Source organism: Pelomonas lactea (assembly GCF_043555885.1).
GTDB classification, from domain to species: Bacteria; Pseudomonadota; Gammaproteobacteria; order Burkholderiales; family Burkholderiaceae_C; genus Pelomonas; species Pelomonas lactea.
Genome location: NZ_JBIGHX010000001.1, coordinates 67,785 through 82,204, shown reverse-complemented (window position 1 = coordinate 82,204; position 14,420 = coordinate 67,785). Strand labels below are relative to the sequence as shown.

Here is a 14,420-nt window from a genome sequence, read left to right as displayed (position 1 = left end):
CGCCATGCTGCCCGCCGGCGCCGCCGCGCAGGTTGCAAGCGTTGTTGCACTGCTTGCAGCCGCTGACACCGGCGCCGCGGTGCAACGGTTTGTCATCCATTTCCGTGGCGGCTTCCCGGCGCGGCGTCCCTAACATCGCCGCATGACCCGTATCCTCATCGCCGACGACGAAGCCGAACTGCGCGGCCTGCTGCAGCGCTACCTGACCGAGCATGGCCTCAGCGTGCGCGCCGTGCCCGATACCGGTGCGGCCGCGCAGCTGCTGGCGCGCGAGCGGTTCGACGTGCTGGTGCTGGACCTGATGATGCCCGGCGAGGACGGCCTGTCGCTGTGCCGGCGCCTGCGCGCGCAGGGCGAGACCATTCCCATCCTGATGCTGACCGCGCGCGGCGACCTCGTGGACCGCGTGCTGGGCCTGGAGATGGGCGCCGACGACTACCTCACCAAGCCGTTCGCACCGCGCGAGCTGCTGGCCCGCCTCCAGGCCATGGTGCGCCGCCAGCAGCAGCTGGGCGCGCACCTGGGCCCGGCCGGAGAGGCGGCGGTGAACTTCGGGCCCTTCACGCTCTACCCCAGCCAGCGCCGGCTGGAGCGCGACGGCGTGGGGGTCGAGATCAGCACCGTCGAGTTCCAGCTGCTGCGCGCGTTGGCCAGCCAGCCCAACCGGCCGCTGGGCCGCGAGAAGCTGCTGACGCTGGCGCACGGCGATGACCATGGCGTCAGCGACCGCAGCCTGGACGTGCAGATCATGCGGCTGCGCCGCCTCGTCGAGACCGACCCCGGCACGCCGCGCCACATCCAGACGGTGTGGGGCCTCGGCTACGTCTTCATTCCCGAGCCCGACGCGCGATGACCTGGGGCCTGTCCACCCTGTTCGGCCGCAACCTGTGGCTTATCGTCGCGCTCATCGTGCTGGGCCAGGTCGTCAATGCGCTGGCCTACGGGCAGTTCATCGCGCGGCCGCGGCTCAAGCAGTCGGCCGAGGCCACGGCGCGCGGCCTGCAGGCGGTGGCCGAGGGCCTGAGCCTGCTGCCGCAGGAGCAGCGGGCCGGCTTCGTCGCCCGCTTCAACGCGCGCGCCGCGGTGGGGCCGGACGAGAAGCGCCGTGCGCGGCCGACGCTGCTGGAGCGCGGCTTCCTGGCCGAGCTGGCGGGGCAGCTGGGGTTGCAGGCGTCGGAGCTGGCCTGGCGCCGCGAGCCCAGCGGGCTGCTGGCCGTGAAGCTGCCCGACGTGCCGTTCTGGCTGGTGGTGCCGTCCGTGCAGCCGGCGCACCGTTTCGCGCGCACCTGGATCATTGCCAGCGCCGTCAGCGGCGCACTGGCGCTGATGGGCGCGTGGCTGATCCAGCGCCGCATCAACCGGCCGCTGGCGCGGCTGGTGGACGCCACGCGCGCCGTCGGCGAAGGCCAGCGCCGGCTCGCGCTGCCCACCGACGGGCCTGCCGAGACGGCGGCGCTGGCGCGCGGCTTCAACGACATGGCCGCCGCGCTGGCCCGCGACGAGGAGGAGCGGCTGCTGATGCTGGCCGGCCTGTCGCACGACCTGCGCACGCCGCTGGCCAAGATCCGGCTGGCCAGCGAGCTGCTGCGCGATTCGATGCCGGCCGGCCAGGCCGACCGTGAGCTGCTGGACACGCTGGACCGCAGCCTGCACGGGCTGGACGGCATGCTGACGCAGTTCCTGGACTATGCGCGCGCGTCGCACCCGGCCGAGCAGGACCTGCCGGCCGTGGACATCGAGCTGCGCGAATTTCTGGCCGAGACGCTGGCGCTGGCGCCTGGCCTGCCGCAGCCCACGCTGGCGCCCGGCCCGGCCGTGCACCGCCGGGCGCGGCCGCAGGCGCTGCGGCGCCTGGTGCTGAACCTGGTCGTCAACGCGCAGACGCATGGCGCGCCGCCCCTTGAGCTGGCCTGCGGCGAGATGGCGGGGGCGGCGTGGATCGAGGTGCGCGACCGTGGCCCTGGCATCGCGCCGGCACGGGTGGAGGCGCTCAAGCGGCCGTTCCAGCGCGGCGACGCCGCGCGGGGTGGCGTGCCGGGCTCGGGCCTGGGGCTGGCCATCGTCGAGCGCATCGCGCGCGCCGAGGGGGCCGAGCTGCAGCTGCTGCCGCGCGACGGCGGCGGGCTGGTGGCGCGCGTCAGCTGGCGCTGATCTTCACGGCCACGGTGCCGGTGCTGGTTTGGCCCAGGTTGTCCTTCAGCGTGATGGACAGGTTGACGGTGCCCGCCACCGGCTTGGGCCAGCTGACGGCGATGCCGCTGCTGCTGGCCGAGAAGGCCATGCCGCTGGGCGAGCCGCTGATGGTGATGGCCAGCGACGTGGCGCCCGGCGCGCTGTAGCCGATGCCGGCGCTCAGCGCCTTGCCGGCCACGCCGCTGAGGCTGGTGGTGGTGAGCTTGGGCGCCGTGCTGGCGGTGGCCGTGGTGCTGGTCGTGCCGGCGGCGGCGTTGCCCAGGCTGGCCCACAGCGCCGTGGCGTTGGGCGTGCCCCAGCCGGTGGGCGTGTCGTAGCCGACCTTGGCCGTGCAGGTGGTGCAGCTGCCGTTGGCGCCGGTGGACACGTCCTTGAACGCGGCGGCATAGGCGGTGGGCACGGCGCCCACCTGCTGGTAGAGCGCCGCGTGCGGCTGGCCCAGCGCCGCCTTGCCCGATGCGGCGCGCTGTGCGTTGGCCACGGCCAGCAGGCCGGCCCATTGCGGCGTGGACAGGCTGGTGCCGCCGGCGCTGATCCAGCGCACCGCGCTCGTGCCGGGCGAGATGACGGCCACGTACTGACCCGAGTTGGGGTTGGCGTTGAAGGCCACGTCGGCCACCGCGCGGCGCGCGTAGCCGGCGATGCTGCCGCTCTGGTAGCTGGGCAGCGCCACATAGGCGCTGGTGCCGCCGCCGGTGCCGCTCCAGGTGGTTTCGCTGCGCGCGCCGCTGCCGCTGTACGCCAGCGTGGTGCCGCCCACGGCCAGCACGCGGCTGGACGCCGACGGCCACGACACCGCCGCACCGTTGTCGCCGGTGGCGGCCAGGTAGCTCATGCCGGCGGTGTTGAAGACGCCGTCGTAGGCCGTCGTCCAGACGCCCTCGGCGGCACCGAAGCTCATGGAGACGACGCCGGGCCCCATCTTGTTGGCCAGCGCGACGGCGTTGGACAGGCTGGCGACGCCGGCGTCCGGCGCCTCGATGAGCACCAGCCGGGCCAGCGGCGCGGTGGCATGGGCCCACTGCACGTCCAGCGCGATCTCGGTGGCCCAGCCGCTGTCGTAGGCCGGCGCGGTGGCCGTCAGGTTGGCACCCGAGCTGTAGGCGACGACCAGCTCGCAACTCGTCTTTGACGCCGCCGCCAGCGGCAGCGCGGCGTTCGCGGCCAGCGTGCGCGTGGTGCAGCCGGGCAGGCCGAACTTGGTGTTGAACGCGGCCAGCTCGGCGGCGATGTTGGGGTCGTGCTTGGCGTTGACGATGTAGATCGTCTGGCCCGCGCCCAGCTGTGCGGCCGTGGCGCCGGCCAGCGCCGGCAGCCCGTAGGCGGCGCGGATCTGCGCGGGCGTGTAGGTGGTGACCGTCGTCGTCGTGGCCATCGGCGCGGCTTCGCCGGTGCCGGCGGCCAGGGCGCGGGGGCGCAGCGCGTCGTCCAGCCCGGCCAGCGTCAGGCCGCGCGTGCCCACGCCGGCTGCCGCCTCGGCACGGTGCGGCTCGGCGCCGTCCACCGGTTCGTCCAGCTGCACGGCGGCGGTGTGGAACTGGGGCAGGGCCTCGACGTCGCTGGCGGGCAAGGCCTCGTCCAGTGCCACGTTGAGCGTGAAGGCCGTCGGCGCGTCCGCCGCCAGCGTCTGGGTGGTGGGCGCGTCGTTGCCGGCACCGCCGCCGCAGGCGGTCAGGGCGGCACAGGCCAGCAGGCTGAGGGTCCAGGAGACGGGGGAACTGCGCATGGCCGGAATCTCGTGCAGGCGAGGGCCACGCCCGACAAGACCCGGCGGTCTTGGCGGCCCCGCTGCCATGGCACCGCAGTGCGTTAGGCCGGAAGCTTTGCGTCCCCGCCTTTCGACGGGTTTGCCCTCAGGGTTGAAAACGATTGGAGTCTAGGGCGGCGACCGGCCGCCGTGTTCACCGCCGTCGCGCGCGGGCGTGACATCTGACGCGTCTCGTGCGCGCCGCGACGCGCTTCGTGCGGGTGCGACGGCGTTTCGCCCGCTGTGGCCGCCGCCGTGCCGGCAGCGCCCCTAGAGTGCCGGCCATGGACACCCCCAACCCCCTCGCCCACGGCAACCGCTTCCAGCGCGCCTACTACCGCTGGGCGCTGCCTTACTACGAGCGCCTCGGCCGGCAGGACGCTGCCCTGCGAGAGCGGGTCGAGCTGGTCGACATCTACCTCTACTCCCGCCGGGGGGCCGGCGTCTGGGTGGGGTGGTGGCTGGTCTACGCGGGGGCCGTGACCTGGTTGCTGGGTCGCGGCGCCGGCTGGGGCGCAGCCTTGCTCCTGGCTGCGCTCGGGTGCGTGGCCGTCACCATCGTGCTGGCCGCAGCAGCGATGGCGCCCAAGGTCACCTTGAGCCGGCTGCTCTGGCAGTCGGGCGGCGGCGTGGCGCTGGGAGTGATGGTGGGCTGGTTGTTGCGGCATGGCGTTGACGGCCTGCTTGACTGGCAAGGCCGGCTGAAACCGGCGCTGTACGGCTTTGCGCCGGTGGTGGTCGGGGCCGCGCTGGTGGTGAGCGTCGTCGCCCGCGCGGGCCGCTTGGCGCGCGATCAGCAACTCGCTCGGCTGCAACTGGTGGCGGAGCGTGATGCTGCCGCCCGCGCCGCCGCCGAGGCTGACCTGCGGCTGCTGCACGCGCAGATCCATCCTCACTTTGTCTTCAATACGCTGGCCACGCTGCAGCACTGGGTGGACCGCCGCGACGAGCGTGCCGGCCCGCTCTTGCGCGAACTCACGGGCTTCCTGCGGCGCAGCACCGAATTGCTCGGGCGCACCACCATAGCGCTGGAAGAAGAGGCGCAGGCCGTGCGCCACTACCTGGCCATCCTCAGCGCCCGGCTGGAGAACCGGGTGCTGGGCGAAGTCACCGTCGACTCGGCGCTGGCCGCTGAGCCGCTGCCGCCTGGGCTGCTGCTGACGCTGGTGGAGAACGCCGTCGAGCACGGCCTGGAGCCCAAGATCGGGGGCGGCCGGGTCTCGGTTGACATAGCGCCGGAGTCGCCAGGCTACTGGCGGATCCGCGTGGACGACGACGGTCTCGGCCTGACCGACGAGGCTCAGGACGCCGTGGGGCTGGCCAACCTCCGCCAGCGGCTGCACCACCATTTCGGCGACCGCGCGCGCTTCACGCTGCAGCGCCGCGCCGACGGTGGCACGCGCGCCGAGATACTCGTTTCCCCATGACACGCATCCTCATCGCCGACGACGAACCCGCGCCCCGCGAGCAGCTGGCCGACGCGCTGGCCCAGGCCTGGCCCGACGCGCAGATCGTGGCCCAGGCCACACACGGCGCCGACGCGTGGGACCAATGGCTGGCCCACGAGCCCGACGTGTGCTTCCTGGACATTCGCATGCCAGGGCTGTCGGGAATCGACGTGGCGCGGCGCATCGCGGGCCGCAGCGCGGTGGTGTTCGTCACGGCCTACGGCGACCATGCGCTGCAGGCCTTCGACGCCGGCGCGGTGGACTACCTCGTCAAGCCGCTGGACCCGGCCCGGCTGGCGCAGACCGTGGCACGGCTGCGCGAGCGCCTGCAGCGGCCCGCGCCGGCGGCCGGTGCGCTGCAGCAGCTGCTGGAGCAGCTGGCCGCGCAGCAGCGCCGCCCGGCCTGGCCTGACACGCTGCAGGCCGGCGTGGGCAAGGAGGTGCGGCTGATCCGCGTCGACGACGTCGTCTACTTCGAGTCCGACGCGCGCTACACCCGCGTTGTCTACCTGGAGGCCGGCCAGCAGCGCGACGCGCTGCTGCGCACGCCGCTGAAGGACCTCATCGCGCAGCTGGACCCGGCGCGCTTCCAGCAGGTGCACCGGTCCACGGTCGTGGCCGCCGCGCAGATCGCCAGCGCCGTGCGCGACGACGACGGCGGCATGGTGCTGCGGCTGCGCGGCTCGGCCGATGTGCTGACCGTGTCGCGCCCCTTCCAGGGCCTGTTCAAGGGGCAGTGATCTCCACGGCAACGCCGCTCAGCACGGCGTTGCCGCTGAGCGGGTCGCGTGCGGCGTCGTCCAGCAGCGCGTTCATGTTGACGCCGGGCCGCTCGCGGGCCACGCCCAGCTGCACGCCGGCCAGGTCGTGCCCCCAGCCGTGCGGCAGGCTCACCACGCCGGGGCTCATGTCGGCGCTGCGCTCGACGCGGGCAATCAGTTCGCCGACGGCGCTCTTCACCCGCGCGAACTCGGCCAGACCCAGTCGGTCGGCGTCGCCGGGGTTCACGAGCAGCGTGCAGCGCTCCGGGCCCTTGGCCAGGATGGGCAGGTTGTGCATCCAGCTGTTGCCTGAGCGCGTGTCGCGGCGGCCGATGAGGCTGAATTCGGGCGCGGGTTCGGCTTTGACTTGAGCCAGGTCGGCCAGGATGCTGGGCGGCGCCAGTTCGATCTTGCCGCTGGGCGTGCGCAGCACTTCCGGGATGCGCGGCGTGAGCGCACCGAGGTCCACGCCGCCGCCGTCCACCGTGCTGGCGGCCTTCACCTTCTTCAGGGTCAGGCCGTCGGGCTGGCGGCCGAACTGGTCGCCGTACGGGCCCACGCGCAGCTGCAGGTCGATGAGGCGCTCGGGGCCGCGCCACGGGTCCAGCGCGGCCAGGATGGCAGGCGTCTGGTCGCCGGCAAAGCGGCGCACGTCGGACGCGATGGCCTCGTCGTCCAGCTGCTGAACATCCACGCCCAGGCCGCGGCCTTCCAGCAGCGCGCACAACTTCAGGATGGTCTGCCACTCCTGCGGCGTGCCGGGTGCGGCGTCGAACACCGGGCCGGAGAAGCGCGCGTGGTTGCGGTGGCTGAGCTGCGGGAAGGCGACGTCGAAGTGCAGGTCTTCCAGCGGCGACAGGCCCGGCAGGATCACGTCGGCATGGCGCGTCGTCTCGTTGACGTAGATGTCCAGGCTGAGCATGAAGTCCAGCCCTTCCAGCGCCTTCGCCAGGCGCGGGCCGCCGGGGGCCGACAGCACCGGGTTGCTGGCGATGGTGATGAGCGCCTTGACCTGGCCGTCGCCGGGGGTCTCGATCTCTTCCGCGAGCACGGTGATGGGCAGCTCGCCGTAGATTTCCGGCGCGCCGGACACGCGGCTCTTGCGCCGGCCCGTCGTCACGCCCTTGCCGCGGCCGGGCTGGCCCTGCGTGTTGGGCGCGAACGCGGCGGCCTTCGCAAACATCGCGCCGCCCTCGCGGTCGAGGTGGCCGGTCAGCACGTTGATGAGGTCCACCAGCCACGAGTTCACCGTGCCGAAGCGCGTCGTGCAGGTGCCGATGCGGCCATAGACGGCGGCGCGCTTTGCTTCGGCCAGCTCGCGGGCGAGGCGGCGCTGCGTCTCGGCCGGGATGCCGCAGCCGGCGGCCGTCACCTCGGGGGCGAAGGGCTGCACGGCGGCGCGCGCGTCGTCCAGCCCGTTGACGTGCTCGGCCAGCCGGCCCAGGTTCACCAGCCCTTCGTCGAACAGCGTGTGGGCGATGCCGGCCAGCAGCAGCGCGTCGGCGCCGGGGCGGATGGGCAGGTGCTCGTCGGCGGCTGCGGCCGTCTCGCTGCGGCGCGGGTCGACGACGACGATGCGCCCGCCGCGAGCGCGCATCGCCTTGGCCTTGCCGCGGTAGTCGGGCACGGTCCACAGGCTGCCGTTGCTGACCATGGGGTTGCCGCCCAGGATGAGCAGGACGTCGCAGCGCTCGATGTCCGGCAGCGGGATGGACAGCCAGTGGCCGAACATCAGCGCGCTGCTGAGCTGCTTGGGCATCTGGTCCAGCGTGGAGGCGCTCATCACGTTGCGCGTGGCCAGCGACTTCACGAGCCGCGGCGTGTAGGCCAGCAGGCTGACCTTGTGCGCGGCCGGGTTGCCGATGGTCAGCGCTACCGCGTCGGCGCCGTGCCGCTCGCGCAGCGGCAGCAGCCGGCGCTCGATCTCGGCGAAGGCCTCGTCCCACGTCGCCTCGACGAAGACGCCGTCGCGCTTGATCAGCGGCGTGCGCAGCCGGTCGGGGTCTTCATGCAGGTCCTTCAGGCTGACGCCCTTGGGGCACAGGTAACCGTGGCTGAACACATCCTTCTCGGCGCCGCGGATGGCGATGACCTTGGCGCCGGCGGTCTTCACCTCCAGCCCGCAGCAGGCCTCGCACAAGGGGCAGATGCGGTAGTGGCTGTCGGGCATGGTGGGTCTCCTGGCGTGGTTCTTCTCGAACCGGCCAGCTTAGCCGTGGCGCCCGCCCCGCGGCCGTCGCGCAGGCGACGGCTACTCGCCGCGCAAGCCCAGCTCGGCCATCTCGTCCAGCCAGCGCGCCACGCCGGCATCGCCCAGGCCGTCCACGCCGCCCACCAGCGTCTCGTGGATGGGGCCGATGCCAACGAAGCCGAGGATGTTGCGCTCCAGCGAGCGCAGCGAATGCGCGCGGAAGATCCAGCGGTAGACCAGCGCCGGCATGCCCATCGTGACGACGACGCGGGCCGAGCGGCCGGTCAGCAGCTTGCGGCCCAGCGGGTTGCCCTCGACCGGCTCAAACGCGAAGCCGCGCCGCGCGATCTGCTCCAGAAAGCCCTTCAGCAGCGCCGGCATGTCGCCCAGCCACAGCGGGAAAAAGAACACCAGGTGCTGGGCCCAGCGGATGTCGTCCTGCGCCGGCTTGAGCGACGCGGGCACCTCGCCCTCCAGCCAGTCCTTCTGCGAGCGCAGCAGCGGGAAGTCGAGCTGGGCGATGTCGATGACGCGCACCTCGTGGCCGGCCTCGCGCGCGCCGTCGGCATAGGCGCGCGCCAGCGCGTGGCACAAGTGGCCGCCATCGGCGTCCGGGTGGGCCTGGATCAGCACGATGCGGCGGGTCATGGGAGCCTCCTTGAGCGAAGCCATCGTCCCGCCGTCGGCCGGCCCGCGCCTTGACGCCCGTCAAGCCGGCGCGCGGCCCGCTACCAGTTGCCGATGCTGGGGTTCACGTAGCTGAACTGGTTGGGCACGTCGGCCGCGAAGTTGGTGTACGAGAACGACATGCTCAGTTCCAGCGAGCTGACCTGGTGCCACCAGCCCAGCGGCAGGAACAGCGTGTCGCCCGGCTCCAGCACCACCTCCAGCACCTGCGCGTCGCGCAGCAGCGGGTAGCGGTGGAAGTCCGGCGCGTCCAGGTCGATGGGGCTGTACACGCCCATGCGGTTATAGAGCAGCGGCGTCTGCAGCGGCGACACGAAGCGCCAGCGCTTGCGGCCGACGACCTGGGTGTGGAACAGCATCAGCGTGTCGTGGTGCAGCGGCGTGCGCGTGCCGGCCGGGCCGAACCAGAACGACGCCGCCGTGTGCAGCAGCGCCGGGTCGCAGATGGGCGGCATGCGGCCGATGTCCTGCAGCAGCGGCAGGAACTCGGGTCGGCGCATCATCTCGTCGTTGGCCGTCAGGTAGTGGTCGTTGGTGGCACCACCGCCGACGACGAGGTCCACGAACGCGGCCACCTTCATGCGCTGGCGTAGCTTCTTCTTGTGCTGCTCGAACAGCGTGTCGGTGTTGCGGCCCACCTGCACGTCCACGTCCAGGTGGCCGAAGCGCTCGCGCAGGTCCGCCGGCGACCAGCGGCCCATCGCGGGCCAGTCCTCGGCGATGTCGGTCAGCACGACCGGCCGGCAGCCGCGCACGTAGCGGGCGATGAACTCGTCGCGCGACACGCCGCGGCGCTTCTCGATGACGCCGTAGCCAGGGTCACCCTGCCACAGCTGCTGCAGGTTGCCGACGACGGACTCGAGCTTGCGCAGCAGCTGCTGGTGGCGGCGGGCGGCCTGGAACACCGGGTCCTGCTCGATCTGCTCGATGGCGGCGCTGCAGGTGGACGGGTTCAGCCCGGAGGCCGTCATCGTCTCCAGCATGGACTCGGGCGAGCAGTTCCACAGCCGGTTGTCGGCCACCCAGCCTAGCCAGTCAGGTGGCAGGTCCAGCAGCGCGGCGGGGCGTGGGCGGGGCGGGGGCTTCAGCGGTGCGAGCGGCATGGTGCGGACGTTAGCCGCAGTGCGCGACACGGGCATGAAGCTCATGCCGGCTTCAGCCAGTCCCTGAGTTGCTGCAGCACCGCCGCGTCGGTCTGCAGCGCCAGGTGGCCCAGGCCGGTGAAGACGGCGGTGTCGGTGAACGCCAGCCGGCGTGCGGCCTCGCGGTGCTGCCCCAGCGCGCTGGCCACGGGCACCAGGCCGTCACCCAGCCAGCGCGCGGGCGCGCCGGTGGGCCGCTTCGCCGTGGTGGCCGCGATGGCGCAACAGCGCACGCCAGCGGGCAGCGGCAGGCGGCTGGCCTTGCCGGCGTCGGCATCGGCTTCGAGCAGGCTGGCATGGCGCAGGTCGCGGATGCCGGCGCTGCGGCGCGCTGCCAGCGCGGCGAGCGGGCGCGAGTAGGCGCTGACGGCCAGCAACTGCTGCACCTGCTGCCCGCCGCGTTCCAGCGGTGCGCCCAGGTGCGGCGTGCCCAGCGTGACGAGCGCCTGCAGCCGCTGTGGCCAGCGGCGGCCGCGGGCCTGCGCGATGGCGCTGCGGGCGACCAGGCCGCCCATGCTGTGGCCCAGCAGCGTGATGAGGCCGGGCACGGTGTCCAGCAGCCGGGCGAGTTCGGCGCCGTTGCGCCAGATGTTGCGGCCGGTGTTGTAGCGCAGGCCCAGCGGCCGGTAGCCCAGCGCGGCGAGGGCGGCGGGGAAGTCGGCGCCGTCGCGCCGCCACTGCGCCTCGTTCATGCCCAAGCCGTGCAGGAACACCAGCGCGGGGCCGCTCGCGTCGTCGACGAGCGGGTGCAGCGCCATGGGCGTGGCGAGCGGGTTGGCGGTGGCTTCGAGGTAGTCGCCCAGCACGCCGTTCAGGGCGGCTTGCGCGGCGCTGGCGTGTTGCGTGTCTGCCTGGTCGAGCAGCGGTGCCAGCGCGCCGAGCGCCAGGTCCAGCCCGCCGCCCACCAGGCGCGTCACGCCGCGCACGCTGCGGTAGACCAGGCCGGTGATGCCGGTGGTTCGCTCACGCGACGCCGTCAGCGGCAGCCGCGAGATCTCAGCGTGCATGGCCTCGACGAGGTCGGTGACGCCGGTGACGGCATCGATGGCCAGGCGGCTGGCGCCGAGGAGGGGGTGCGCTTTGCTCATGGGGGTGATGATGCGCTGTTGTTGTGGGTTGCTTTTTCGGAGCGAGCTGCTCAAAACCAACCCCAACCCACCAAGCCTCACATCTGCCGAAACAGATGCGCACAACTCTCCGCCACCAGCAGCGTTTCGCTGCCGTGCTTCAGCTTGATCTGCATGCGCCCGCGGAAGTCGCGGCTCACGCTCGCCACCGCGTTCACGTTCACCAGCGTCGAGCGGTGGATCTGCCAGAACTGCTGCGGGTCCAGCTCGTCGATCAGCTCCTTCAGCGGCTTGCGGATCAGCGCCTCGCCGTCCTTCAGCGCCAGCCGCGTGTACTTGTTGTCGCTCTGGAAGAACATCACCTCGTCCACCGTGATGAGGCGCAGCGTCTGGCCTACCGACGCGTTGATCCAGCGCAGCGGCGCGCGCGCGGCCGAGGGCACCGGCCGTGCGCTGAGCTGCTCCAGCACGCCGCCCAGCGGCGCCGGCGGCTGGCCCTGGCCCAGCCGGGCCTTCAGCCGCGAGATGGCCGTGAACAGCCGAGCGGCGGCCAGCGGCTTGAGCAGGTAGTCCACGGCGCCCTGGTCGAACGCGGCGACGGCGTACTGGTCGTAGGCGGTCACGAACACGACGTGGCTGCGGCCGCTGACCTGGCGGGCCACGTCCAGCCCGGTGGCGCCGGGCATCTCGATATCCAGGAACAGGATGTCGGGGCGGTGCTGGTCCAGCAGCCGCAGCGCCTCCAGGCCGTCGGCGGCCTCGCCGACGATGCTCAGCTCGGGCCACAGCCGCTCCAGCTGCTCGACCAGTTCGCCGCGCAGCGCGGCCTCGTCCTCGGCCACGACGGCGGTGGGGGCGGTCAGGTTCATGGTTGCAGTTCGAATTCGGTGCGGCCGGCGCCGCTGGTGCAGGTCAGCCGCGCATCCAGCACGGCCAGGCGTTCGCGCAGCGACGCCAGCTCTTCATCCTCGTGGCACAGGCCTTCCTCGTCGAAGCCCAGCGTGATGCGGGTGCCGTCGGCGGCCAGCCAGCAGCGCCCGGCGGCGCCCAGCCGGATCGCGCGCTGCACCAGCGGCAGCAGCAGCATGGGCGGCAGCGACGTGGCGCCGCGCGAGCCCAGCTCGGCCTCGAACGCGGGCGGCTGGCCACCCAGGTCGCGCAGCAGGTCCAGGTAGCTGGCGATCAGCTCGGCCTCGCCGCCCAGTGTGGCGCCGGCCTCGCGCAGCCGCGGCAGTGCCACGCGCAGGTGGCGGATGAGCCGCTCCAGCCGCGCGCTGGCGCTCGGGTCGTGGCGGTCGTAGGCGCGCTCCACGGACACCAGCGCGTCGAACAGCAGCGCCGGGTCCACCTGCGCCTGCAGCGCGGCCAGCCGCGCGCCCAGCGCATGGCGGCGCAGCTGGCTGTGCTCGCGCAGCAGGTCCTGCGCGGCCTGGTCCTGGCGGCGGCGCAGCGCGCGGAACTCCAGCATGCCCACCAGCATCAGCGCCGGCATGGAGACCCACAGCGTGTCGCCGATGAGCGCCGTGAGGCGGAAGGCGTTGCAGTCGGGCTTGCCGTGCTTGGCGGCGTAGAGCTGGCAGATGGACGTGCCCGGCACCAGCTCGGCCAGCGGGTAGACAACGCCGATGATGAGCCCCGAGCCCAGCAGCGTGGCCGCCACGAGGCGGGCGCGGCGCGCCGGGTGGATGGGGCTGCTGCGCGCGGCCGGCAGCCAGCACAGCAGCAGCACGGCGCAGCTCACCAGCGGCAGGCTGAGGTGGCGCACGAGCACCGGCACCAGGTGGTCGCCGACGTCCACCTCCACCAGCGACGTCAGGTCCAGCGCGCCGAACAGCAGCGCGGCGGCGATGAACACCAGCACCTCGCCGCGGCGCACGGAGCGCCAGGAATGCAGCACATGCCGGATCACGTCGTGGGCTCCAGCAGAGGATTTCCGGGCCGAGCGCCGGGCCGCCCCAAGCCGGCCCGTTTGGCGATGTGCTGGCCGGTCGAGCCGGCAAGCATCGCCGTCCCCTCGGGGGACCGACTGGACTTGCCCGCGTCCAGCGTGGCAAGGCCGGGCGAGGGGCACCCTGTCATGCCAGCGCCTCCGCCGGCAGCCGCACGCGCGCCACGACACCGCGCGGCAGCACGGCCTCCAGCTCCAGCGACGCCGCGTCGCCGAAGCGTGCCGCCAGCCGCGCCCGCGTGTTGGCCAGGCCCACGCCCGCGCCGCCGCTGGCCGCACCGAAGCCCTGGCCGTTGTCCTTCACTTCGATGCTCACGCCGCCGTTGCCGGCGTGGTGCGCGCTGATCTCGATGCGGCCGCCCTCGGGCAGCGGCGACAGGCCGTGCTTGATCGCGTTCTCCACCAGCGTGGGCAGCACCAGCGTGGGCAGGTGGGCCGACAGCAGCTCGGGCGGCGCGGCGATGTCGAACGACAGCCGCTCGCCCATGCGCATCTGCAGGATGGCCAGGTAGTGGCGCACCAGCTCCAGCTCGTCGGCCAGCGTGGACTCGTGCCGGCGCATGCCCGGCAGCGCGGCGCGCAGGTAGGCGATCAGCGCAACCAGCATGTTGCGGCCGCGCTCGGGCTGGGTTTCGTACAGACGCTTGACGTTGGCCAGCGTGTTGAACAGGAAGTGCGGCTCGATCTGCGCGTTCAGTGCGGACAGCTGCGCCTCGGTCTGCTGCGTCTTCAGCGCCTCGCGCTCGCGGAACAGCCGGGCCAGCCGGTCGCGGCCCTCGCGCTGCTGGCGGCTGATCAGCAGCAGCGCATAGGCCAGGCCGCCCAGCAGCATCCAGACGGCCATCGTCGACAGTGCCCAGCCGAGCTTGAACGGCATGGCCTTCTCCATCGCCGACACCGCGTAGCGCAGCCAGGTGCCTACCGCGGCGCCGCCGCCCACGGCCAGCGCCTGCACCGCCAGCTGGGCCGGCAGCGGCCAGCGCCGGCGCGCCAGCAGCGCCTCGGCCAGGCCCACCGCCAGCAGCAGCGACAGCCCGGTCAGCAGGCACTGGCGGCTGAAGCGCACCAGCTCGAACAGCGCGTCGGCCAGCGAGGCGCCGCCTTCCTCGCCGAACCAGCTCAGCGAGCGCGAGAAGGCGTACAGCAGGCAGAAGTAGTAGACGGCCGCCAGCATGCGCAGGTTGCAGATGCGGCGAAACGCTTGCAGCGGGCTCAGATCCTCCATGGCGCCCATTC

General features: G+C 72.9%; 12 protein-coding genes and 1 riboswitch. Of the genes, 4 read left to right on the top strand and 8 right to left on the bottom strand.

Annotated features, from left to right (window positions below):
• The first annotated feature begins 142 nt into the window (after positions 1-142).
• Together ACG04Q_RS00335 and ACG04Q_RS00330 are read left to right on the top strand one after the other, a co-directional pair.
• Positions 143-853, top strand: a complete 711-nt coding sequence (locus tag ACG04Q_RS00335) for a response regulator (protein WP_394508793.1) — start codon at positions 143-145, stop codon at positions 851-853.
• Positions 850-2,151 carry an ATP-binding protein gene (locus ACG04Q_RS00330; protein ID WP_394508792.1) on the top strand — a complete coding sequence of 434 codons (1,302 nt, stop codon included), beginning with the start codon at positions 850-852 and terminating at the stop codon, positions 2,149-2,151. The genes ACG04Q_RS00335 and ACG04Q_RS00330 overlap by 4 nt, the downstream gene beginning before the upstream one ends.
• Here ACG04Q_RS00330 and ACG04Q_RS00325 read toward each other — a convergent pair.
• Entirely contained in the window at positions 2,138-3,919 is a 1,782-nt protein-coding gene (locus tag ACG04Q_RS00325; RefSeq protein ID WP_394508791.1) for a S53 family peptidase, read from the bottom strand. The two genes, ACG04Q_RS00330 and ACG04Q_RS00325, sit on opposite strands and share 14 nt — an antisense overlap.
• Before the next feature lie 49 nt (positions 3,920-3,968).
• Positions 3,969-4,055, bottom strand: a riboswitch (cyclic di-GMP riboswitch).
• A gap of 169 nt (positions 4,056-4,224) precedes the next feature.
• On the opposite strand from ACG04Q_RS00325, the gene ACG04Q_RS00320 reads away from it, so the two are divergent.
• The gene (locus ACG04Q_RS00320) at positions 4,225-5,367 is read left to right on the top strand and encodes a sensor histidine kinase (protein ID WP_394508790.1); all 1,143 of its coding nucleotides are present in this window, start codon (positions 4,225-4,227) and stop codon (positions 5,365-5,367) included.
• Positions 5,364-6,128 carry a LytR/AlgR family response regulator transcription factor gene (locus tag ACG04Q_RS00315; protein ID WP_394508789.1) on the top strand — a complete coding sequence of 255 codons (765 nt, stop codon included), beginning with the start codon at positions 5,364-5,366 and terminating at the stop codon, positions 6,126-6,128. Before ACG04Q_RS00320 ends, ACG04Q_RS00315 begins: the two co-directional genes overlap by 4 nt.
• Here ACG04Q_RS00315 and ACG04Q_RS00310 read toward each other — a convergent pair.
• The 7 genes from ACG04Q_RS00310 to ACG04Q_RS00280 form a co-directional block, all read right to left on the bottom strand.
• Positions 6,115-8,319, bottom strand: a complete 2,205-nt coding sequence (locus ACG04Q_RS00310) for a molybdopterin-dependent oxidoreductase (RefSeq protein WP_394508788.1) — start codon at positions 8,317-8,319, stop codon at positions 6,115-6,117. The genes ACG04Q_RS00315 and ACG04Q_RS00310 overlap by 14 nt on opposite strands.
• Positions 8,320-8,400: 81 nt before the next feature.
• Positions 8,401-8,988: an NAD(P)H-dependent oxidoreductase gene (locus tag ACG04Q_RS00305; RefSeq protein WP_394508787.1), complete on the bottom strand. Its 588-nt coding sequence runs from the start codon at positions 8,986-8,988 to the stop codon at positions 8,401-8,403.
• Between the two features lie 80 nt (positions 8,989-9,068).
• Positions 9,069-10,175: a cupin-like domain-containing protein gene (locus ACG04Q_RS00300; protein ID WP_394508786.1), complete on the bottom strand. Its 1,107-nt coding sequence runs from the start codon at positions 10,173-10,175 to the stop codon at positions 9,069-9,071.
• Positions 10,172-11,257 carry an alpha/beta hydrolase gene (locus ACG04Q_RS00295; protein WP_394508785.1) on the bottom strand — a complete coding sequence of 362 codons (1,086 nt, stop codon included), beginning with the start codon at positions 11,255-11,257 and terminating at the stop codon, positions 10,172-10,174. Before ACG04Q_RS00295 ends, ACG04Q_RS00300 begins: the two co-directional genes overlap by 4 nt.
• 77 nt (positions 11,258-11,334) lie before the next feature.
• Positions 11,335-12,105, bottom strand: coding sequence for a LytR/AlgR family response regulator transcription factor (locus tag ACG04Q_RS00290; protein ID WP_394508784.1), 771 nt, complete (start codon positions 12,103-12,105; stop codon positions 11,335-11,337).
• Complete coding sequence (locus ACG04Q_RS00285) at positions 12,102-13,145, bottom strand: sensor histidine kinase (RefSeq protein WP_394508783.1); 1,044 nt, start codon at positions 13,143-13,145, stop codon at positions 12,102-12,104. The genes ACG04Q_RS00290 and ACG04Q_RS00285 overlap by 4 nt, the downstream gene beginning before the upstream one ends.
• A gap of 166 nt (positions 13,146-13,311) precedes the next feature.
• Positions 13,312-14,409 carry a sensor histidine kinase gene (locus tag ACG04Q_RS00280; protein ID WP_394508782.1) on the bottom strand — a complete coding sequence of 366 codons (1,098 nt, stop codon included), beginning with the start codon at positions 14,407-14,409 and terminating at the stop codon, positions 13,312-13,314.
• Between the last annotated feature and the right edge of the window lie 11 nt (positions 14,410-14,420).